Below are 22110 nucleotides of genomic sequence, written 5' to 3'. Positions count from 1 at the left end.
GCCCCGCACTGCCGTACTGCCGTACTGAGGAGAGCCGCGACATGACCACCGCCGACCGGGACGGATCCCCACGGGACAGATCCGGACGTCCCTTCACGCCGTCCCGCCGCACCCTGCTGCGCGCCATGGCCGCGCTGCCCGCCTCGGCGCTCGTCCTGGGTGAACTGCCGGGCATGCCGGGCACCGCCCTGGCCGCCGCGCCGCCGAACGGGTCCGCCACCCGCTACACGATCGTGCCGTTCCTCAACAGCAACGACGGCACCGTGAACGTCTACCAGTCCGACGACGCGACCGACTTCCGGCTCGTCCAGTCGTCCGCGTACACGCCGCCCAGTAACCGCATCCGCGACGCCAGCATCTTCAAGCACACGGACGGCTACTACTACATCACCTACACTACGCACACCTGGCAGGACACCAGCACGACGATCGGCTTCGCGCGCAGTTCCAACCGGGTCAACTGGACGTTCCTGTACGACTACACGGTCCCGATCGCGAACCTCTCGCGGGCGTGGGCGCCCGAGTGGTTCGTCGACAGCGACGGCAGTGTGAACGTCATCGTGTCGTGCTCGACGACGAACGACGAGTGGATCTTCACGCCGTACCGCCTGCGCGCGACCAACTCCTCACTCACCGCGTGGAGTTCACCCATTGCCCTGTCCGGGATCGGCGCCAACCACATCGACACGTTCATCGTGCGGATCGGCTCGACGTACCACGCGTTCCCGAAGAACGAGACGACGAAGTACATCGAGTACGCCACCGCCTCCAGCCTGAACGGCCCGTACACGATCCGCAGGACGGGGAACTGGGCGGGCTGGGGCGGCACCCGTGAGGGGCCGGCGCTGATCCAGCTCGACAACGGCGGCTGGCGGATCTTCTTCGACGGCTACGGCGACGGCAGTTACTACTACAGCGACAGCTACGACACGTTCGCCACCTGGACGGCGCCGAAGAAGCTGCCGGGGATCTCGGGCACGGCCCGGCACTTCACGGTGATCAGGGAAACGGTGTCGGGCGGACCGAGCCTGCCCACCGGGGTCACCCGCTCCTTCCGTGCCGCCAACTTCTCCACCCGCTACTGGCAGCAGCAGTCGTCGCTGCTCAACCTGCCCGTGGTGAGCTCCTCCAGCTCCGCGGCGGAGAAGCAGGCGTCGACGTTCACGGTGGTGCCGGGCCTCGCCGACTCGAACGGCTTCTCGTTCCGGGACGCGGCCGGGAACTATCTGCGGCACTGGGACTTCCGGGCCCGCTTCGATGCGAACGACGGCTCGTCGGTGTTCGCCAGGGACGCCACGTACGTCGCCCGGACGGGCACGGCCTCCGGTTCCCTCCGCTTCGAGTCGTACAACTACCCGGGCCACTACCTGCGCCACTACAACTACGAGCTGCGGGTGGACCCGTCGGACGGCACGGATCTCTTCCGGCAGGACAGTTCGTTCGTGCCTGTGGCGGCGCTCTGACCTGCGCGGCAAGCGCCCCTGACCGTGGCCGTCGCACATTCCTTGCACACGCGCGGCGGCCAACCGCGATGCGGTGGCCGCCTGCGCGATGAGCTGCTGGCCCTGTCCCGGAGGCGAGGAGCCGGCCGAGCGCGCCCCGGTGCGTCCGTTCGGCCGGCCTCGGTCCGGTCGACAGGGCGGCGGCGATGCGTCGGCGCCGGGATGCAGTCGCGTCCCGCTACCTCCACGATGAAGGCATGGTTCCCGTCGTTCCTGCCGACCGTTTCGACGCGTTCCGGGCTCTGGCCGACCGGCGTGGCCGACCTGGCGGCAGGTTGATCGAGTCGCTGGCCGAGGCCAGGGCTGGGACCGCGGACGGCCCCGAGGTCTGGGCGCCGGCTGTCGCGGGCCAGGTCGGACTACCCGCTGCCGCCGGGCTCGGACCGGCCACGTACTACGCGGACCTCGCCGCCCCGCATGGCCGCCGTCACATCCGAGTCTGCGCCGCGACGGCATGCTTCGCCGCGCGAGCCGGACGGCACCTCGACGAGGTGGAGCACGCGCTGGACGTGTCCGCGGGCCGCGCCACCCTGGACGGGGAGACCTCTGTGCAGCCCGTACGTTGCCTGGGGTACTGCTATGCGGGGCCCGCCGCGCTCGACGGCGACGTGCCCTGCACCGGTCCGACCCTCGCCAGGCAGCTCGCCGGGCAGGAGCCACCGTCGGCGCCGGAGATCCCGGTGGCCGACGACACCGGTGACCCGGTCCTGCTGGGCGGTGTGCTCTTCGGTGCGCCGGCGTGGCAGGTGTGGCCGGGGACGGTTCTGGCCGGCGGTCCGGAGGAAGTCCTCGGGCAGGTGGCGGCATCCGGGCTCCGGGGGCGGGGCGGCGCGGGTTTCCGGGTGGCCGCGAAATGGGAGGCGACCAGCCGTGCGGCCGACGCCGTGGTCGTCGCCAACGGCGACGAAGGCGATCCGGGTTCGTACGCTGACAGGCTGCTGATGGAAGCCGACCCGGGGCGCGTGCTGGAGGGTCTGGCCCTGGCCTGTTTCGCGTGCGGCGCCCGTCGCGGCATCGTGCTGGTGCGCTCCGAGTACCCGGCCGCTCTGGCCCGGATGCGGGAAGCGGTGCGCCAGGCGTATGCCGACGGGCATCTCGGGCCTTCGGTGCACGGGACGGCCACCTCCCTGGACATCCGCATCGTCGAGGGCGCCGGCTCCTACGTCGCCGGTGAGGAGACCGCGCTGATCGCGGGGTTGGAGGGCGGCCGGGGATGCGCCCGGCCCCGTCCGCCGTATCCCACCGAGCGCGGGCTGTGGGATGCGCCGACCGTGGTCAACAACGTGGAGACCCTGGCGGCCGTGCCGTGGATCGTGCGTCACGGCGGCGAGGCGTACGCCCGGCGCGGTACACCCGCCGAGACGGGGACCAAACTGGTCTGTCTCTCCGAGCGGTTCGCCCGGCCCGGTTGCTACGAGGTCGAGTTGGGCACGCCGGTGCGGCGGATCGTCACCGAGTTGGGTGGTGGTCTGAAGGACGGCGCCGAGCCGGCCGCTCTCCAGGTCGGGGGGCCGCTGGGCGGCTTCCTCGCCGCCGACGCGCTGGACGTGCCGCTGTCGGAGGCGGCACTGTCGGCCCGGGGCGCCGCACTCGGCCACGCCGGACTGGTCGCCTTCGATGAGCGCGTGGCACCGGAGGAAGTGCTGCGCCACGTATGGGAGTTCGCCGCCGCCGAGAGTTGCGGAGCGTGTTCGCCCTGCCGGGTCGGCTCGCGTCGTGGCCTGGACCTGTCGTCCGCCGGAACGCCGCCGGGCCAGGACTGGGAACGGCTGTCGCGGGTCCTGGCCGAGGCAAGCCTGTGTGCCTTCGGACGGCGTATCCCGCCTGCCGTGCGCAGCCTTGCCCGCGCTTACGGAGATCGACTGGCGGGATGGGGCGAATGACCGGATTCGCAGTCGAGGTCGACGGCACGGGCGTCCATGTGCCCGAGGGCGCGTCGCTGCTGACGGCAGTGCGGGCGGCCGGGATCGAGCTGCCCGCGCTCTGCTCCGACGACCGGTTCAGCCCCGCCGGGTCCTGCCGCACGTGCCTCGTACGGGCCGACGGGCGGATCGCGGCGGCCTGTGTCACTCCGGCATCCTCCGGTACCCGTATCGAGACCGCGACGAGTGATCTCGTGCGGCTGCGCCGGGACGCGGTGGAGGTCATCGTCTCCGCTCTGCCGCCCCGGGCCCTCGCCGACGGCAACCCCAGCGAACTGGCCCATGTCTGCCGGACGATGGAGATCGGCCCCGAGGCGGCGCAGGGTGCCGGAGGCCGGGGCGGGGACGACACCCACCCTTACGTCCACCTGGACCGGGACCTGTGCATCGCCTGCGGCCGGTGTGTACGGATGTGCTCCGAAGTGCAGGGCACCTTCGCCCTCACCCTGGTCGGCCGGGGCAGCGACACCGTCGTGGCGCCCGGCACCGGCGGGCCCTGGGCCGAGTCGGACTGCGTGGCCTGCGGCGGCTGCGTCGACACCTGCCCCACAGGGGCGATCACCCAGCCCGGACCGGCCCGCGGGCTCACCTCCGCGTTCCAGCCCGCAGCTACCCGGACACGCACCACCTGTGGCTACTGCGGCGTGGGCTGCACCCTCGACGTGGTCACCCAGGACGGCGACGTCGCGGCGGTGCTGCCCGCCCGGGACGGCCCGGTCAACCAGGGGCACGCCTGCGTGAAGGGCCGCTTCGCTCACGGATTCCGTACATCGCCCGAGCGGCTCACCCGGCCCCTGCTGCGGCGCGGCGGCGCGCTGGAGGCGGTCGGCTGGGACGAGGCACTGAACCACATCGCCCGTGGGCTTCAGGCCGCCGTGGGGGCGGGCGGCCCGGACGCCGTGGCGGCGATCTCCTCGGCCCGTGCCACCAACGAGGAGAACTACCTCGTGCAGAAGTTCATGCGGGTGGTCATCGGCACGAACAACGTCGACAACTGCTCGCGGCTCTGCCACTCCCCGTCCGCCGCCGGCCTCACCGCTTCCTTCGGGCTCTCCGGCGGCACCGACACGTTCGACGATGTCGAGCGGGCCGACTGCCTGCTGGTGGTCGGGGCCAACCCCGTCGAGGCCCATCCGGTGGTCGGGGCACGTCTGCTGCGGCGCGTGCTGCACGGGGCCAAGCTGATCGTCGCCGATCCCCGCGCGGTCGGCCTCGCCCTGCACGCGGACATACACCTGCGGCCCCGCCCCGGCACCAACGTCGCGCTGTGCCACGGGCTTGCCCACGTCCTGCTCGCCGAAGGGCTGACCGACGAGGAGTTCCTGCGCGCACGGGCCACCGGGCTACCGGAACTCACCGAGCTGCTGGGCGACTACCCGCCCGACCGGGTCGCGGACATCACCGGCGTGCCCGTTTCGGACCTGGTCGCCGCCGCACGCCTCTACGGCAGAGCCGAGCGGCCGGCCATCGTCTACGGCTTGGGCGTCACGGAGCACCTCCATGGCACCGACGGTGTGCGGTCCCTGGCCAACCTGGCGATCCTGCGGGGCGCCGTGGGCAGCGACCGGGGCTACGGGGTGAACCCGTTGCGCGGCCAGAACAACGTCCAGGGCGCCTCCGACATGGGCGCTCTGCCGGACGTCCTGCCCGGATACCGAAAGGTCACCGACCCGGCCGTCCGCGCACGGGCGGAGGACGTCTGGGGCGTCCCCGTTCCGGAGCGGCCCGGTCTGCGCATCCCGGACATGTTCGCCGCCGCACGAGCCGGAGATCTGCGGGCGTTGTGGGTCATCGGCGAGGACGTCTGCGCAACCGACCCCGACGCCAACCAGGTGGCCCGGGCCCTGGACGTCTGCCCGCTCGTCGTCTGCAACGAACTGTTCCTGTCCGAGACCGCCCGGCACGCCGACGTCGTCCTGCCCGTCGCCTCCTGGCTGGAGAAGGACGGCACCTTCGTCAACTTCGACCGCAGGTTCCAGCGTGTCCGTCCCGCCGTGCCCCCGCTCGCAGAGGCGCGGACCGACTTCGACACCGTACGAGCGCTCGCCGCGGCGATGGGAGTCGACCTGGGCTGCGCGACTCCCGCCGACGCCCTCGCCGAGTGCGGACGGCTCGCGCCCGTCTTCGCCGGAATCTCCCACGACCGACTGGACCGGGAGGGCGCCATTCCATGGCCCTGCCCGGACCCCGGCCGCCCGGGAGCAGCGAAGCTGTACACCGAGCGATTCGCCACGCCGGACGGCCGGGCCCACCTGTCCGCCGCCCCTTACCTCCCGCCCGGCGAACAGCCCGACGGCCGCTATCCGCTGCTCCTGGTCACCGGGCGGCGCTGGGCGCACTACAACTCCGGCAGCATGACCCGGCGGGGCGGCAATCTCGCACTCGACCCCGTCGATTTCCTGGACGTCCACACCGACGACGCCGCCAGGTACGGCCTGCGGGACCAAGAGCACGTCACGGTGGAGAGCCGGCACGGCCGGGCCCGGCTCATCGCCCGCGTCAGCGAACAGACAGCCCCTGGCCAGGTCTTCTGCTCCTTCCACTTCCCCGCGAGCGGGGTGAACCGCCTCACCTCCGACCACGCGGACACCGTCACGTCCTGCCCGGAGTACAAGGTCACGGCGGTCCGCGTGGCCGCGCCGTGACGGCTGCGGTCCGGGGCACTCGGCGGTGCCTGGGCCGTGACGGTGCGTCCGCCGGGGCCAGGGCATGGCCTGGCGGTCAGCGAGAGGCGCACACCACCTCGACGAAGTGGCCCACTTTGTCCTCCGGCAGTCGGCGTGCGAGGTCCGCTTCGCTGATCATGCCGACCAGCCGGTGGTGGTCGATGACCGGCAGCCGCCGGATCCTGTGCTCCTCCATGGCCCGCAGCACCTGGTCCGTGTCGGCTTCGGCGTCGATCGTGATCGGCTTGCCCTGCGCGAGCTGTCCCGCCTGCATGGCCTTCGGGTCCTTGCCCTTGGCGAGGCACTTCACCACGATGTCCCGGTCGGTGACGATCCCGTGGAGCCGGTCGTCCGGCCCGCAGATCGGGAGTGCGCCGACACCCAGTTCGCTCATCCGGCGCGCCGCGTCCTCCAGCGTTTCGCTCTCCTGCACACAGATGGCACCGGTGTGCATGATCTCCCGTGCTGTTGTCATGACCGTCTCCTTCGAGCCTCGCGATCCGGTCGGAGCGGCCCCGTGCAGCCTGGCCCGCGCCGACCGGTGCTCCTTACGGCCAGTGTGAGTTCTCCGGATTCCTCGCGCATTCCCGGCGAAGAGGACAAGCCGCCCACCGCCCAGTCCGTGGCCTTCAGAGGAGACCGGCTCCCGAAAGCGGGTCCCGGTCCGGGTTGCACCGCGCCGGTTTGCGGCGATCGTGGAGTCATAGGACCGGGAGGAGGAACAGGGTGCCATGCGCATCACCACCATGGCTGCCGCATCGGCCTGACACGAGCCCGCCTCTGCTTCGACGGCATGGCGAAGGGAGGGCCCATCGTGGTTGCGAGGACCGGCGTCTTCGGCGCCCTGACCAAGGAACATCGCGAGCAGTTCATGTCACTCGCTCGCGAGGTGTCCTTCGCGATCGACGAGCGCATCTTCGACGAGGGCGGCCGGGCCGACCGCTTCTGGATCATCCACACGGGCACCGTCGCCCTCGACCTTCACGTACCCGGCCGCCGTGCGGCGGTCATCGAGACCGTTGGCGCGGGGGAACTGCTGGGCTGGTCGTGGCTGGTCCCTCCCCATCGCTGGCACCTGGGGGCTCAGGCCAGCAGCCCGGTGCGTGCCTACGAGTTCGACGCGACCGCGGTCCGTGAGCTGTGCGGGAAGGACCCGGAGCTGGATCACGCGCTGCTGACCTATGTCTCCGGAGTGATCGCCGGCCGGCTCAGGTCCGCCCGGGTGCGGCTCCTCGACCTGTACGCACCCCACGGTGCGGGCGAGGTGCCCTGATGAGGCTGAACGAGGAGGCCCCAAGTGCCTGAGACCCCGCACATCGTGAGCGATGTGATGACCCGGACAGTCGTGGCTGTGGGGCGCGACGCGCTCTTCAAGGAGATCATCCGGACGATGGAGCAGTGGAAGGTCAGTGCCATGCCGGTGCTGGAGGGTGAAGGGCGCGTCGTCGGCGTCGTCTCCGAAGCCGATCTGCTGCCGAAGGAGGAGTTCCGCGACAGCGACCCGAACCTCCTTGAGCAGCGCCGGCGTCTGTCCGACCTCGCCAAGGCGGGGGCCGTGACGGCCGGGGAGCTCATGAGTGCGCCCGCCATCACGGTCCATTCCGACGCCACACTCGCCCAGGCAGCCCGGATCATGGCCGTCCGGCGCGTCAAACGACTGCCCGTGATCGACGACGAAGGCATGCTCCAGGGGATTGTCAGCCGCGCCGACCTGCTGAAGGTCTTCCTGCGGCCGGACGAGGAGATCGAGGAGGAGGTCCGCCGCACCGTGGTGTCGTACCTCTTCCCGGCCTTCAGCCACGCCATCCACGTGAACGTGCACGAGGGGGTCGTCACGCTCCGCGGACACATCAGCGACACCTCGCTCATCTCGGTCGCTGTGCGCCTCGTGCGCGCCGTGGAGGGTGTCGTGGACGTCGAACCACATCTCACCGGCCAGTCAGCCGCTTCGGGCGCGCCCGAGAAAGCACCGTGACCGGCTGCCGGACGTGGGCGCCCGCCCGCCGCGGCCCGTCCGGGCGGGCCGCGGCCGTGTCCCGCGACCGACATGCGGCCGGGGCTGGGCTCGGCGACTCTGGAGATCGGGGGCAGTGCCGGGAGGAGTGACCCATGCACTGGGAAACGATCCACAAAGACACCGCACCGGTCGTCCTTCCTCATCTCATCGACTACGACCGGGCACGCTCCGCCTTCACATGGTCCCAGGCGCGCACCTCACTGGCCGGGCTGCCCTGCGGCGGGCTCAACATGGCCTACGAGGCGGTCGACCGGCACGCGGCGTCGGACCACGCGGACAAGGCCGCGTTGCGGTGCGTCGCCCGGGACGACACGGTCTCCACCGTCACGTATGAGGAACTGGCCCACTGTACGGCCCGCTTCGCGAACGTCCTGCGGTCACTTGGCGTCGGCCACGGGGACCGGGTGTTCACCCTGCTCGGCCGCTGTCCCGAGCTCTACACGGCGGTGCTGGGCACACTGAAGAACACCAGCGTCCTGTGCCCGCTGTTCTCGGCCTTCGGCCCGGACCCGGTGGAACAGCGGCTGCGGCTCGGCGACGCCCGCGTACTGGTGACCACGGCGGCCCTGTACCGACGCAAGGTCGCCGGCCGGCGCGCGTCGCTCCCCGTCCTCGAACACGTCCTCATCGTCGGGCCCGGTGCCGAGGAGCTTGCCGGCACGCTCTCCTTCGACGAGTTGATGTCCGCGGCCTCGGACGCGTTCACCATCCCGCCGACCTCGCCGGAGGACATGGCGCTGCTGCACTTCACCAGCGGAACGACCGGCGCCCCCAAGGGCGCCGTCCACGTCCACGAAGCGGTCGTGGCCCACTACGCCACGGCCGCGTACGCGCTCGATCTGCACCCCGAGGACGTGTACTGGTGCACCGCCGACCCCGGCTGGGTCACCGGCATGTCGTACGGCATCGTCGCCCCGCTCGTGCACGGCGTCACGGTGGTCGTCGACGAGGGCGACTACGACGCCCGGCGCTGGTACCGGATCCTCAGCGAGCAGCGGGTCAGCGTCTGGTATACCGCGCCCACAGCCCTGCGGATGCTGATGCGTGCCACGCCGCGCGAGGGCCCGTACGATCTGCCGCGCTCCTACGACCTGTCTGCCCTGCGATTCATCGCATCCGTCGGCGAGCCCCTCAACCCGGAGGCCGTGGTGTGGGGCCGGGAGGTCCTGGGCCTGCCGGTCCACGACAACTGGTGGCAGACCGAGACCGGCTCCATCATGATCGCGAACTTCGCGGCCTGCGAGATCCGACCCGGCTCCATGGGACGGCCGCTGCCGGGTGTCGAGGCGACCGTGCTGAAGCAGGGTGAGGACGGCCGGGCGATGGTCACCGACGGCAGGGTGACGGAGGTGGACAGCCCGGAGGTGGAAGGCGAGTTGGCCTTGCGGCCGGGGTGGCCGTCGATGTTCCGCGGCTATCTGCACGACAAGAAACGCTACGAAGCCGCGTTCACCGACGACTGGTATCTCACCGGCGACCTGGTCAGGCGGGACGCGGACGGCTGGTACTGGTTCGTGGGACGCACCGACGACGTCATCAAGTCGGCCGGGCATCTGATCGGCCCGTTCGAAGTGGAGAGCGCCCTGATGGAACACACGGCGGTCGCGGAGGCCGGAGTGATCGGCAGACCCGATCCGGTCGCCGGGACGGTCGTCAAGGCGTTCGTGTCGCTGCGCCCCGGCGTCGAGGCGACCGGGGGACTGGAGCGCGAACTGCTGGCCTTCGCCCGTCGCCGGCTCGGCCCGGCCGTCGCGCCCCGGGAGATCGCCTTCGACCAGAACCTGCCCAAGACCCGCAGCGGCAAGGTCATGCGCCGACTGCTGCGCGCACGCGAACTCGGTCTGCCCACCGGCGACTTGTCGACGTTGGAGGGATCCTCATGAGTCCGGCCGGCACCACCCGGGCCAAGAAGGCCCCGGCACCCCAGAAAACCGCCAGAACGGCCGCGAAGAAGACCACGACGATGAAGAAGACGAAGAGCGCCAGGGGCCCGACGACAAGGGTTCCGGCCGCTGGACCGGACACCGCGCACAGGATGGAGCTGCTGGAGGACATGCTGCGCATCCGGCGCTTCGAGGAACGGTGCGTCGAGCTGTACAGCGCCGCCAAGATCCGCGGCTTCGTCCACCTGTACATCGGCGAGGAAGCCGTCGCCGTCGGCGTCAACGAAGCACTGACACCCGAGGACGCGGTGGTCTCCACCTACCGAGAACATGGCCACGCGCTGGCCCGCGGGATCACCGCGGAGGCCGTCATGGCCGAGATGTACGGCAGGACGACCGGGTGCAGCGGCGGCCGGGGCGGATCGATGCACCTGTTCGACGCGAGCCGCCGCTTCTACGGCGGCAACGCGATCGTCGCCGGTGGACTCCCCCTGGCCGCCGGGCTCGCCCTCGCCGACCACATGCGCGGACAGACCCATGTCACCTGCTGTTTCTTCGGCGACGGTGCCTTCGCCGAGGGCGAGTTCCACGAGACCGCGAACCTGGCGGCCCTGTGGAAGCTGCCTCTGCTCCTCATCTGCGAGAACAACCTCTACGCCATGGGCACGGCCCTGGAGCGGCACGAGGCACAGACCGACCTGGCGATGCGCGCCACCTCCTACGGCATGGTCGCCTGGGCCGTGGACGGCATGGACGTCGAGGCCGTCGAGCGGGCCGCCCGACAGGCCGTGGAGGGGATCCGGGCCGGCACCGGACCGCACTTCCTGGAGCTGCGCACCTACCGCTTCCGGGCTCACTCGATGTACGACCCGGACCGGTACCGCGAGAAGGGAGAGATCGAGCAGTGGAAATCCCGGGATCCGATCAGCCTTCTCACGGACCGCATGCGTGAGAACCGCGAGTTGAGCGACGAGGATGTGGCCCGGATCGAGCAGCGGATCACCGCCGAGGTCGACCACGCCGTCGAAGCGGCCGAACAAGCGCCCGAGGAGCCAGTCGGGCACCTGCTCCACCACGTCACGAGTTCCTCTGCACGGGCGGTGGGTTGACCGTGGGCGGCGGCCGAACACACGAGGAGAAGACGACCTACCGGGAGGCGATGCGCGAGGCCCTCCGGGAGGCCCTGCGCTCCGACGACCGCGTCTTCCTCATGGGCGAGGATGTGGGCCGATACGGCGGATGCTTCGGTGTCAGCCTCGGTCTGCTGGAGGAGTTCGGCCCCGAACGCGTCCGCGACACCCCGCTGTCGGAGTCCGCGTTCGTGGGCGCCGGCATCGGCGCCGCCCTGGCCGGGATGCGGCCCATCGTCGAGATCATGACCGTCAACTTCAGCCTGCTCGCCCTGGACCAGATCCTCAACAACGCCGCCACTCTGCTGCACATGTCGGGCGGCCAGCTACCCGTGCCGCTGGTCATCCGCATGACCACGGGCGCCGGACGGCAGCTCGCCGCCCAGCACTCGCACAGCCTGGAAGGCTGGTACGCGCACATCCCCGGCATCCGCGTCCTCGCCCCCGCCACGCTGGAGGACGCACGCCACATGCTCGCCCCGGCACTCGCCGACCCCGACCCCGTACTGATCTTCGAGCACGGGAGCCTCTACAACGTCTCCGGCGAACTCCGCCCGCCCTCCGAAGCCATGGACCTGGACCATGCCGCGATCCGCCGCGCCGGCACCGACATCTCCCTGATCACATACGGCGGTTCGCTGCCCAAGGCCCTCGCGGCAGCGGACGAACTGGCTGCCGAGGGCATCCGCGCCGAAGTCATCGACCTGCGCGCGCTCCGCCCTCTCGACGACGCGGCCATCACCGCCTCCGTGGCACGTACCCACCGTGCGGTGGTCATCGACGAGGCGTGGCGCACGGGAAGCCTCGCGGCCGAAGTGTCCGCCCGCATCGCCGAAGGGTCGTTCTACGAATTGGACGCACCCGTGGAGCGGGTGTGCAGTGCGGAGGTGCCCATACCGTACGCCCGGCGGCTGGAGCAGGCCGCCCTGCCGCAGACCGCTGACATCGTCGCGGCCGCCCACCGGGCGGTGGACTGATCATGGCCGAGTTCACCATGCCGTCCCTCGGCGCCGACATGGACGAGGGCACGCTCCTGGAATGGCTGGTGGCGCCCGGCGACCCGGTCCACAAGGGCGATCCGGTCGCGGTCGTCGAAACCGCCAAGTCGACGATCGAGGTGGAGTGCTTCGAAACCGGGACCATGGCGAATCTGCTCGTCGAGCCCGGCACGACGGTGCCGGTGGGCACGCCGCTCGCGCTGATCGGGCCAATGGCGGAGAAAGCCGGGAAACCGGGAAGGACGAAGAAGCCGCACAAACCCCGGAAACCGGCGAAGGCCAGGAAACCTGAGGGGCCGACGGAAGCCGAGAAGGTGGAAGGGCGACGACCGGTCCGCCCGGTACCGACGGAGGGCGAACCCTCCGAGCCCCCGTCCCCACCCCACGTAACCGTCCCGGTGCCCGTGCCCGTACCGACCGCCGCTCGGCAGCCCGGCCGCATCGAGGCAGTCCCCTTGGTACGGCATCTCGCCGAACAGAGCGGCATCGACCTGGAGACCCTCCACGGCACCGGCCCCGGAGGGCGCGTCACCCGGACCGATGTCGAGGAAGCGGCGGCTGCCCGAGCCACTGCTCGGCCGCCTCGCGTGCGGGCCACCCCCCTCGCCCGGAGGCTCGCCGCCGAACTGGGCGTCGACCTGACCACGGTGACGGGGACGGGCAGGGAGTCGGCCGTCCGTGCCACGGACGTCCGCCAGGCAGCCCCGGGCCCGTCGGCCCCCGCACGGCCCTCGGGCGCCACCCCGGTACGTCCTTCCGCCGCACGGCCCTCTGCCGAAGGCCCGTTGGAAGACCGGTCCGCGGCCATGCGCCAGGCGATAGCCGGCCTGATGACACGCGCCAACCGGGACATCCCCCACTACTACCTCTCCACCACCGTGGACATGGCCGCCGCGATGGACTGGCTGCACGAGCACAACCGGCACAGCCCGGTCGGTGAACGGCTGCTCCCCGCGGCCCTGCTGCTCAAGGCGGCGGCTCTGGCTGCCCGGAACGTCCCCGAGCTCAACGGCTTCTGGACCGATGACCACTTCACGGCCGGCGAGGGCGTCCACCTCGGCGTGGCCGTGTCCCTGCGCGGCGGCGGGCTCGTGGCCCCGGCGCTGCACCATGCCGACGCCCTGGCGCTCCCGCAGTTGATGACGGCCCTGAAGGACGTGGTCACCCGAGCCCGTACGGGCAGGCTGCGCGGGTCCGAGGTGTCCGACGCCACGCTCACGGTCACCAACCTCGGCGATCAAGGAGTGGAGACGATCTTCGGCGTGATCCACCCGCCGCAAGTGGCCCTGGTCGGTTTCGGGCGCGTGGTCGACCGGCCGTGCGCCGTCAACGGCCTGCTGGGCGTGCGGCCCGTGGTCACGGCGACCCTCTCGGCCGACCACCGGGCGACGGACGGTGCCGTCGGTGCCCGGTACCTCACGGTGGTCGCCCGCCTCCTGCAGAACCCGGAGCACCTGTGAACCGGAGCACCTGTGAACATGAACCGAACCGATGCACTGGACATGGTCAGGGAGTCGATCTCCCGCGTCATTCCCGACGCCGACGTCGGCGCACTGGGACCGGACGACGCGTTCCGCGACATGCTGGAGATGGACTCACTGGATTTCCTGAGTTTCGTCGAGGTCCTCAGCGAACGGTCCGGCATCCGCATCGAGGACGAGGACACACCCCGGCTCACCACGCTCGCGGGCTGCGCCGACTTCCTCGTCGCCCACACGCAGTGACAGCCACACGCTGTGATGTGCACCCAGTGGACTGCTACGGCTCAGACCGCTTCGGTGCCGTCGGCGTCCCCACAGAAGCGAGCGGTTCGGGGACCAGAGCCTTGTGCGGTTCCGCCATGAGGGCTCCCGGATGCGGGACAACTGGCCCAGTGCGACGCGACAGGTCCCCGTCCACCGTAGAGACTGGGAAGCGCGCCAGGGGAAGACTGAGAGCAGGGTCTTGGACCGACCTGTAGGAGAGTTCGTGGCGGGTTTCCGGGACTTTCTGACACGGTTCCGGCCGGCGGCCTCGCCCGGCCGTGCCGCACCCGGTGGTGTCCCCGGGGACCGCTCCGCCGAACTCCGTGCGGAACTCGCACCGCCCCTGGCCCTGCTTGAGCATGCCGAGGCGGAAGCCCGGACCGTACGCGAGCGGGCCGCCGACACCGCCGCGTCACGCCGGCGGGAAGCCGATCGGCAGGCGGAGGCAATCGTGGCCGAGGCGCGTGAGGAGGCCGGTCGGATACGGGCAGGCGCCGCCGAGCAGGTGCTGCGTGCCGCCGAAGGCGAGGCGGCGGCCCTGCGCGCCGCGGCTGAACGGGAGGCGACCGCTGTACGCGACCGCGCCAGGTCCCGGACGTCCCCGCTCGCCGACCGTGTGCTCGCACTGGTGCTGGAGGACCTCGCGGCGGAAGAGGGACCGCCACCCGCACCGGCGCCTCAGGGGGCTCCGGGCCGCGGAAGGCGCGGGGAGGATGATCCCTGATGGGCGCCGGATGGGTGGCCGGTGTGACCCGGGCACGGGCCCTGCGCACGAGATGCCTGGGCGCGGACGGCGTCCGCAGCGTGGCCGGGTCCCGGACGTTGGACGACGCCCTGCGCTACTTGGCGGCCACCGCATACCGGCACGACGTCACCCCCGGCGCCACCTTGGCCGAGGCCCAGCGTGCGGTCTCGGCGACCCTGCTCTGGCATCTGCGGGTCCTCGCCGGCTGGCAGCCGGCCACCGGCGCCGACGCCGTCCGGGCGCTCGCCGCCGGATTCGAGATCTCCAACACCGGGCACCATCTGCGTTCCCTCTCGGCCGAGCCCTCCGGCCGGGCGGGGCCCGACCCACGACAGCAGGGCTCTGGGCGCCTCCACCCCCCGCCCTACCGCCTGGGCGCGCTGGGGCTCGCCTGGCCACGGCTCGTCCGCACCCGTACGCCGTCGGAACTGCGTACGGCCCTCGCAACCTCCGCCTGGGGCGACCCCGGAGGCGACTCCCCCGCCGCGGTCGCCACCGGCATGCGGGCCTCCGCTGCCGTACGGCTCGCCACCACCGTTCCCGACGCGGTGCGCTGGGCCACGGCCCGGCTCGCCCTGTTGTTCGCCCGCGAGGTGTTCGTCGTCGGCCGCCGGATGCCGGACGTCTCCGCCCGCCGGACAGCCCGCCTGCTCGGCCCACGTGCGGTGGCAGCGGCGTCGTACGCCGAGTTCCGGCAGGCGCTGCCGGTCACCGCGAGGTGGCTGCTGGACGACGTCGACGAGGCGGCGGATCTGTGGCGGGCGGAGGCACGATGGTGGGAGGCAGTCGAGCGGGATGGCCGGGAACTGCTGCGCCGGTCACGGTTCGGCCCGCAGCCGGTGGTCGGGGCCGTGGCGTTGCTGTCCGCCGACGCATGGCGGACCCGCGGTGCGCTGGAACTGGCCGCCCGGGGCGGTGGCCCCGGGGACTGGCCCGTGGAGGTGCTCGATGCTCCGGGCTGAGGCGGCCGTCCCGGTCCGTATGCGCAGGGTGGCCGTCGTGGCTCCCGAGCAGGCGCTGCGGGCAAGCCTGGTGCGGATCGCCGAGGTGGGCTGCGTCGAGATCGACCTGGCCGGGGACAGCGGGCCGGATGTCCGTGGACCTGCGGCGACGCGCCTGCAGCGGCTGCGCGCCGAGCCGACGCGACCGGTGCTCAGCGAGGCTCCCCCCGACCTGGACGCCCTGGAGCGCGAGGGCCGGACGGATCTGCTGGCGGGCGAGGCGCAGTTGGAGGAACGGCTCGGCAGCGCGGTCCGGCACGGTGAGGTCGCGGCGCTGGCCGGCTGGTGCCCCGAGACGGAGGTGGGTTCCACGGCCGCGCGCATCGCCGGGGTCGGGGGTGCGTTGGTGCCGTTGCGGGGCCCGCGCGGTGTCGATCCGCCGACCTTGCTGACCGGAGCGGGCACGGTGCCCGCGGGGTACGCGGCGAGCACCGTGCGCCGCTCCTTCACGCCCCTGGTCACGACGTACGGGACCGTGCCCTACGCCGACCTCGATCCCACCCTGCCGGCCGGGATCGTCTACGTGGTGATGTTCGGCCTGATGTTCGGTGACGCCGGTCACGGGCTGCTCCTGGTCGCCATCGCGCTCCTGCTGCGGGCGGGCCGGCCGCGCCGACTGGCGGCACTGCACCCGCTGTGGCCCTTCGTCGCCGGGGCCGGGCTGGCCGCCACCCTGGCCGGGGCCGCGTACGGCGAGTTCTTCGGCCCGACCGGGGTGCTGCCCGTGCTGTGGCTGGAACCGTTGCAGGAGCCCATGCGGCTGCTGACCTCCGCCGTCGGGCTCGGCGCCGTGCTGCTGGCCGTGGCCTATGCCGCGGGGATCGTGAACCGGTGGCGGGAGGGCGGACCGACCGCGGCCCTGTACGCGACCACCGGAATCGCCGGCGCGGCGCTCTACCTCGGTCTCGCCGTCATCGCCGGGTATGTGTGGCTCGGTCAGGTGGTGTACGTGGTCGTGGGCGCCGCGATCGCGGCGGTCGGCCTGACGTTGGCCGGGGTGGGACTGTACACGACCACGGCGGGCGGTCCGGGCGGTGCCGTGCAGACCGGTGTCCAGCTCTTCGACGCGCTGGTCCGGATCGGCTCCAACGTCGTGTCCTTCGCGCGACTCGCGGCCTTCGGTCTGACCCACGCGGCGCTCGGCGCGATCGTCTGGGACGGCACGACGGCTCTGGCGGGCCGGGGCCCGGCGGGTGTCGTCGCGGCGGCATTCGTCTTCCTGCTCGGCAATGCCGTGGCCTTCTCGCTGGAGGCACTGGTGGCGGGTGTCCAGGCGCTGCGGCTGGAGTTCTACGAGCTGTTCTCCCGGCTCTTCGTGGGCGAGGGCCGCCCCTTCAAGCCGTGGCATCTGCCCGTGCGGCACCTCACGGGACCGGCCCCCGACACCGAGCCGCCCGCAGATGGGGAGGCCGTCCGGCATGCCCCGGCGAGGGAGGAGCAATCGTGATCACCTGGTTCTTGGCCCTGCCCGTCATCGTGGCGGGATTCGTCGTCGTACGCCTTGTGCTGCGACGCTCGGGCCGGACGGCCCTGTGGTGGATGGTCGCCGCCGACGCCGTGCTGCTGGTGGCGGCCGCCGTGGTGCTGACCCTGGCGCTCGGTGGAGGATCCGCGCAGGCCGCGACCACGGTGGCACGGGACCCCGGCGCCGGCTCCGCCGCCCTGATCGGTGCCGCGATCGCGGTGGCCGGGTCGACGATCGGGGCGGGCGTCGCCGTCGCCTACACCGGCGCGGCCGCCCTCGCGGCGCTCAGCGAACGGCCCGAACTCTTCGGTCGTGCCATGGTCATCGTCGGTCTGGCCGAGGGCATCGCCATCTACGGGCTGGTCGTCGCCGTCATTCTCATCGGGAAGGCCTGATCATGGGCAGCGTCGCCGCCCTCGGAGAACGGGACCGTGTGGCCGGTCTGGCCCTGGCCGGAGCCGTCGTCCTCCTCGCCGACGACCCCGACGCCGTACGCCGCCTCTGGCGCAGCCTGCCGGACGGCATCGAGCTGGTGATCCTCACCCCTGCCGCGGCCGAGGCGCTGGGGCCGGATCTCGCGGCGCTCGGGAGCCGCCGGCCGCTGACCGCGGTGATGCCGCCATGACGCCCCCGGCCCCCGACCAGACGACGGACGCGCTCCACCCGGTACGGGCGGGCCTGCTGCGGTCCGCTCACGCCGACGCCGCAGCGCTCCTGGCCCGCACGGAGCGCGAGACCGCCGCCCGGCTCGACCAGGCCCGCGCCGAGGCCCGCGCGATCCTCGACGAGGCCCGGCGGCAGGGCGAGGCCGACGGCGCGGACGCCGCCCGCGATCTCCTCGTCACGGCCCGGCGGCAGGCCAGGTCCCGCACGCTCGCCGCCCGCCGGGAGGCGTATGAAGAACTGCGCCACGAGGCCGCCGAACGGGTCCGCGAGCTGCGCCGGACCGACGGCTACGCCGCCGTGCGGGAGCGGCTGGAGCAGCGCGCCCGTGTCCTGCTGGGTCCCGCCGCCGAGGTGAGCGAGCACGCCGAAGGAGGTGTGGTGGGCCGGGCGCCGGGAAAGCAGGTCGATCTCTCGCTGACGGTGCTGGCCGACCGCGCGCTGGACCGAATGGGAGGGGAGGTGCGGAGCCTGTGGGAGCCGTGACGGGAGCCTCCGGGACTCGTCGACGACCTGCTGCGCGGCAGCCGGTCTCCCGGATCCTGCGTGTCACCGGGCCGTTGGTCGAAATGGAGTACTCGGGTGGCATCGCGATGTACGACCTGGTCTCGATCGGCCCGGCCGGGCTGCCCGGCGAGGTCGTGGCCATCAGCGGTGACGTGGTCACCGTCCAGGCATACGAGTACACCGGCGGCCTCGCTCCCGGGCAGACGGCGCTGCCCCGGGGCCATCCGCTGTCGGTGCGGCTCGGTCCAGAACTGCTCGGCGGAATCTTCGACGGTCTGCTGCGCCCCCTGTCCGGTGCCGGGGACTGGCTGCTGCCCGGCACGCAGCGAGCCGCGGCAGAGGAACGCACCTGGTCCTTCTCCCCCTTGGTGGCTCAGGACGAGCAGGTGACCGAGGGACAGACGCTTGGGGAGATCCGCGGTGCCGGACCGGTGCCGGTGAAAGTCCTCGTGCCACCCGGATGCCGGGGCGCGGTGGAGGAGATCGCCGTCGCCGGGGACCACCCTCGGGAGGCAGTGGTGGCGGTGGTGGACGGTACCGAGGTGACGGCCGGCACCCGGTGGCCGGTGCGTCGGCCACGCCCGGTGCGGGAGCGGGTCGACAGCCACGAGGCCCTGAACACCGGTCAGCGGGTGATCGACCTGCTCTTCCCCGTGGCCCGGGGCAGCACGGTGGCCGTGCCCGGTGGCTTCGGCACCGGCAAGACCGTACTGCTGCAGCAGATCGCCAAGTGGTGCGACGCCGACGTCATCGTCTACGTCGGCTGCGGGGAGCGTGGCAACGAGATGGCCGACGTCATCACCGAACTGTCGGAGCTGCGGGACCCGCGCACGGGCGGACGCCTCGCGGACCGCACCGTGACGATCGCCAACACCTCCAACATGCCGATGATGGCGCGTGAGGCGAGCGTCCACACGGGGGTGACGGTCGCCGAGTACTTCCGGGACATGGGTCTGGACGTGGTGGTCATCGCCGACTCGACCTCCCGGTGGGCCGAGGCGCTGCGCGAGTTCGCGTCCCGTACCGGCGCGCTGCCCGCCGAGGAGGGCTACCCGGCCGGGCTTGCCTCCGCGATCGCGGCCTTCTACGAGCGGGCCGCCGCCGTGACCACCCTTGGCGGCGAACGGGGATCGGTGACCGTGATCGGCGCGGTGTCCCCGCCCGGCGGGGACATGACGGAACCGGTGACCGCGCACACCGAACGCTTCGTCCGCTGTCTGTGGTCCCTCGACCGCGACCTCGCGTACGCCCGCCACTACCCGGCCCTCTCCTGGGCGGGGTCCTTCTCCCGGGACGTACCGGTTCTGGCCGCGGGACACCGGGCGGCCGGAGACCCGGCATGGGCCGGGCGTCGCGACCGGGTGGGGGCGGTGCTGGCGGAGGCCGACCGGCTGGCCGATCTGGTGGAACTGATCGGCATAGCGGCCCTGCCCGCGCGGGAGCGGATGAGTGTGCTGGCGGGGAGGCTGGTCCGGGAGGGCGTGCTGCAGCAGAGCGCACTGTCCGAGCGGGACGCGTACTGCGGCCGGGAGAAGACGGCCGCCCTGACCGACGCCGTCCTCGCGGTCGCCGACCGCTGCCGTGAACTGGTGGACTCCGGCGTCCCGGCGGCCTCGGTCGAGGAGGTCGACTTCGGTCCGCTCCTGCGCGCCCGCGAGGACACCGGCCCGCACGATATCGCCGGGGTGGCGGCGCGGCGGGACGCCATGCTCGCCGGACTGGGAGCGGTGCAGCCATGAACCCGTCCGGATCCATGAGCCTGTCCGGTGCGATCGAGTACACGCATGTGGGCGAACTTCGAGGTCCGCTCGCCATCGTCGAAGGCGTCTCGGGGGTCGGCTGGGACGAATACGTACGCATCACCCTCGCGTCGGGCGAACGGCGCCACGGCGTGGTCCTGGACGCCGACCGCGACAGGGCGGTGGTACAGGTGCTGGAGGGCACCGCGGGCATGGACCCGGAGGGCGTCCGGGCGGCGTTCACGGGCAGCCCGCTGCGCGTTCCGGTCGGCACGGACTGGCTCGGCCGTGTCTGCAACGGCCGCGGCGAGCCCCTCGACGGAGGCCCGCCCGTCCTCGGCTCCCACACCGCCGAGGTGGGCGGCGCCCCCCTCAACCCGGTGCGCCGCGAGCCGCCGTCCGAGCCGGTGCTCACCGGTGTCGGGGCCGTCGACGCCCTGACCACGCTGGTACGGGGACAGAAACTGCCGGTGTTCTCCGTGGCCGGGCTGCCGCATCTGGAACTGGCCGCCCAGATCGCCGCCCAGGCCACCACCGCGGGAGAGGCGTTCAGCGTGGTCTTCGCGGGCATGGGCCTGACCCACGCCGACGCCTCCTTCGTACGGGACGCCCTGGAGGCACGGTCCGTGGCCGGAGAGCTCGTCCTGCTGCTGAACACCGCCGACGACCCGGTGATCGAACGAATTCTCACCCCGCGCATCGCGCTCACCGTCGCCGAACACCTCGCCTTCACCGAGGCACGGCACGTCCTCGTGGTGATGACCGATATGACCACGTACGCCGAAGCCCTGCGCGAGGTCTCCGCCGCCCGCGGGGAGATCCCCGCCCGCCGCGCCTACCCCGGCTATCTGTACAGCGACCTGGCCTCGCTGTACGAACGTTGCGGACGCCTCCGCGACCGTCCCGGCTCCGTCACCGTGCTGCCGGTGCTCACCATGCCCGCGGGGGACATCACCCACCCCGTGCCGGACCTGACCGGTTACATCACCGAGGGCCAGATCGTGCTCTCGGCCGAGACACACGCGCGGGGCGTGTACCCGCCGCTGGACGCCCTGTCCTCGCTCTCCCGGCTGATGCGCAAGGGCGCCGGTCCCGGCCGTACCCGTGACGACCACCTCGACGTCGCGGCCCAGCTACTGGCCGCCCTGGCCCGGGTCCGGCAGGTCCGCGATCTCGCGGACCTGGTCGGCCAGGCGGCGCTGAGCCCCACCGACCGCCGCTACCTCGACTTCGAGGAGGCGTTCCTGTGGGACTTCGTCGACCAGCGCAGTGACGAACCGCGCGCCCTCGACGCCTCGCTGGAGCGGGGCTGGCGGGCTCTGCTCACGCTGCCCCGCAGCCAGCTCTCCATGCTTCCCGCCCGCCTCCTGGACGCCCACGGGGCGAAGGGCCTCGACGAGCCCGGCCACCCCGGCCATCCCGATGATCTCGACCATCTCGACGGTCTCGACGGTCTCGACGGGGAGGCGTCCCGATGACCGGCGCCCGTCGTACGCCGCCCGGCCGCGCGGGACGACTGCGGCTGCGGCACAGCCTCGATGTCGCCGAGCGCGGAGCCGACCTGCTGGAACACAAGCTCCGCATCCTGCGCTCCGAGCACCAGCGGCTGCTGCACGCGGAGGAGGCAGCCGACCGCGCCTGGCGGAACCTGCTGTCGGAGGCCGAGAGCTGGCTACTGCGAGGACTGCTCCTGGGCGGCCAACAGGCCCTCGACTCGGCCGCCGCGGGCATCGGCCCTGCCGATGTCACGGTTCGCTGGACCGTCTCCATGGGGGTACGCCACCCGGCGGCGGTCTCCCTGACCGTACCCGCCCGTCCGCCCTCCGCCGCCGCTCCCGCCAACACGGCCCTCGTGCACGCCGAAGCGGCCTACGGCCACGCGGTGCGTGCCGCCGCCGAGTACGCGGCCGCGCACGCCGCAACCGAGTTGGTGGGCGCGGAGCTCATCAGCACCCGGCACAGGGTCCGTGCCCTGCGGCGCCACTGGATCCCCCACCTGCGGGAGGCGCTCGACCATGCCAACCTGTCGTTGGAGCAGGCCGAGCACGAGGACACCGTCCGCCGACGCTGGGCCGCCCGGGCGGCTGGATGGTGACCGTTCCGCGTGCTCCTTCCATGCAAGGCAGC

20 protein-coding genes are annotated in these 22110 nt (G+C 72.2%); 19 read left to right on the top strand and 1 reads right to left on the bottom strand.

Going from position 1 to position 22110, the window contains the following annotated elements; all coding sequences use genetic code 11:
- Positions 1-41: 41 nt before the first annotated feature.
- From IE262_RS36710 to fdhF, 3 genes are all read left to right on the top strand, one after another.
- Positions 42-1463, top strand: a complete 1422-nt coding sequence (locus tag IE262_RS36710) for a glycoside hydrolase family 43 protein (RefSeq protein ID WP_189879855.1) — start codon at positions 42-44, stop codon at positions 1461-1463.
- A 236-nt stretch (positions 1464-1699) separates the two neighbouring features.
- The gene (locus IE262_RS36705) at positions 1700-3385 is read left to right on the top strand and encodes an NAD(P)H-dependent oxidoreductase subunit E (RefSeq protein WP_189879852.1); all 1686 of its coding nucleotides are present in this window, start codon (positions 1700-1702) and stop codon (positions 3383-3385) included.
- Complete coding sequence (gene fdhF, locus IE262_RS36700) at positions 3382-6069, top strand: formate dehydrogenase subunit alpha (RefSeq protein WP_189879851.1); 2688 nt, start codon at positions 3382-3384, stop codon at positions 6067-6069. The genes IE262_RS36705 and fdhF overlap by 4 nt, the downstream gene beginning before the upstream one ends.
- A gap of 76 nt (positions 6070-6145) precedes the next feature.
- Here fdhF and IE262_RS36695 read toward each other — a convergent pair whose 3' ends face one another.
- A complete protein-coding gene (locus tag IE262_RS36695) occupies positions 6146-6565 on the bottom strand; it encodes a CBS domain-containing protein (protein WP_134042307.1) in 420 nt (139 codons plus the stop codon).
- Positions 6566-6883: 318 nt separating this feature from the next.
- Between IE262_RS36695 and IE262_RS36690 the strand changes: the two genes are divergently transcribed.
- The 16 genes from IE262_RS36690 (at position 6884) to IE262_RS36615 (ending at position 22078) form a co-directional block, all read left to right on the top strand.
- Positions 6884-7363: a cyclic nucleotide-binding domain-containing protein gene (locus tag IE262_RS36690; protein WP_134042309.1), complete on the top strand. Its 480-nt coding sequence runs from the start codon at positions 6884-6886 to the stop codon at positions 7361-7363.
- Between the two features lie 24 nt (positions 7364-7387).
- Entirely contained in the window at positions 7388-8065 is a 678-nt protein-coding gene (locus tag IE262_RS36685) for a CBS domain-containing protein (protein WP_189879849.1), read from the top strand.
- Positions 8066-8199: 134 nt separating this feature from the next.
- Entirely contained in the window at positions 8200-9990 is a 1791-nt protein-coding gene (gene acsA, locus IE262_RS36680) for an acetate--CoA ligase (RefSeq protein WP_189879847.1), read from the top strand.
- The gene (gene pdhA / locus IE262_RS36675; RefSeq protein ID WP_134042315.1) at positions 9987-11099 is read left to right on the top strand and encodes a pyruvate dehydrogenase (acetyl-transferring) E1 component subunit alpha; all 1113 of its coding nucleotides are present in this window, start codon (positions 9987-9989) and stop codon (positions 11097-11099) included. Before acsA ends, pdhA begins: the two co-directional genes overlap by 4 nt.
- A gap of 2 nt (positions 11100-11101) precedes the next feature.
- The gene (locus IE262_RS36670; protein ID WP_189879845.1) at positions 11102-12097 is read left to right on the top strand and encodes an alpha-ketoacid dehydrogenase subunit beta; all 996 of its coding nucleotides are present in this window, start codon (positions 11102-11104) and stop codon (positions 12095-12097) included.
- A 2-nt stretch (positions 12098-12099) separates the two neighbouring features.
- Positions 12100-13578: a dihydrolipoamide acetyltransferase family protein gene (locus tag IE262_RS36665; protein ID WP_189879843.1), complete on the top strand. Its 1479-nt coding sequence runs from the start codon at positions 12100-12102 to the stop codon at positions 13576-13578.
- Positions 13579-13596: 18 nt separating this feature from the next.
- Complete coding sequence (locus IE262_RS36660; protein ID WP_134042321.1) at positions 13597-13842, top strand: acyl carrier protein; 246 nt, start codon at positions 13597-13599, stop codon at positions 13840-13842.
- 244 nt (positions 13843-14086) lie between these two features.
- Positions 14087-14587: an ATP synthase subunit B family protein gene (locus IE262_RS36655; RefSeq protein WP_189879841.1), complete on the top strand. Its 501-nt coding sequence runs from the start codon at positions 14087-14089 to the stop codon at positions 14585-14587.
- Positions 14587-15570, top strand: coding sequence for a V-type ATPase subunit (locus tag IE262_RS36650; protein ID WP_189879840.1), 984 nt, complete (start codon positions 14587-14589; stop codon positions 15568-15570). The genes IE262_RS36655 and IE262_RS36650 overlap by 1 nt, the downstream gene beginning before the upstream one ends.
- Positions 15557-17056 (top strand): V-type ATPase 116kDa subunit family protein, encoded by a 1500-nt coding sequence (locus IE262_RS36645; protein WP_189879838.1) that lies wholly within the window; start codon positions 15557-15559, stop codon positions 17054-17056. Before IE262_RS36650 ends, IE262_RS36645 begins: the two co-directional genes overlap by 14 nt.
- Complete coding sequence (locus IE262_RS36640) at positions 17053-17469, top strand: ATP synthase subunit C (RefSeq protein WP_134042327.1); 417 nt, start codon at positions 17053-17055, stop codon at positions 17467-17469. Before IE262_RS36645 ends, IE262_RS36640 begins: the two co-directional genes overlap by 4 nt.
- Before the next feature lie 2 nt (positions 17470-17471).
- Complete coding sequence (locus tag IE262_RS36635; protein ID WP_229877881.1) at positions 17472-17699, top strand: hypothetical protein; 228 nt, start codon at positions 17472-17474, stop codon at positions 17697-17699.
- Positions 17696-18223: a hypothetical protein gene (locus tag IE262_RS36630; RefSeq protein WP_134042329.1), complete on the top strand. Its 528-nt coding sequence runs from the start codon at positions 17696-17698 to the stop codon at positions 18221-18223. Before IE262_RS36635 ends, IE262_RS36630 begins: the two co-directional genes overlap by 4 nt.
- A gap of 83 nt (positions 18224-18306) precedes the next feature.
- Entirely contained in the window at positions 18307-19983 is a 1677-nt protein-coding gene (locus IE262_RS36625) for a V-type ATP synthase subunit A (protein WP_229877879.1), read from the top strand.
- Positions 19980-21461, top strand: a complete 1482-nt coding sequence (locus tag IE262_RS36620; protein WP_308432838.1) for a V-type ATP synthase subunit B — start codon at positions 19980-19982, stop codon at positions 21459-21461. Before IE262_RS36625 ends, IE262_RS36620 begins: the two co-directional genes overlap by 4 nt.
- The gene (locus IE262_RS36615; protein ID WP_189879834.1) at positions 21458-22078 is read left to right on the top strand and encodes a V-type ATP synthase subunit D; all 621 of its coding nucleotides are present in this window, start codon (positions 21458-21460) and stop codon (positions 22076-22078) included. Before IE262_RS36620 ends, IE262_RS36615 begins: the two co-directional genes overlap by 4 nt.
- The last annotated feature ends 32 nt before the right edge of the window (positions 22079-22110 follow it).

The sequence above is a fragment of the Streptomyces bluensis genome (assembly GCF_014650715.1).
Taxonomy (GTDB): Bacteria; Actinomycetota; Actinomycetes; order Streptomycetales; family Streptomycetaceae; genus Streptomyces; species Streptomyces bluensis.
Note: the sequence above shows the minus strand (reverse complement) of the source record. Positions and strands in the feature narration are given on the sequence as shown.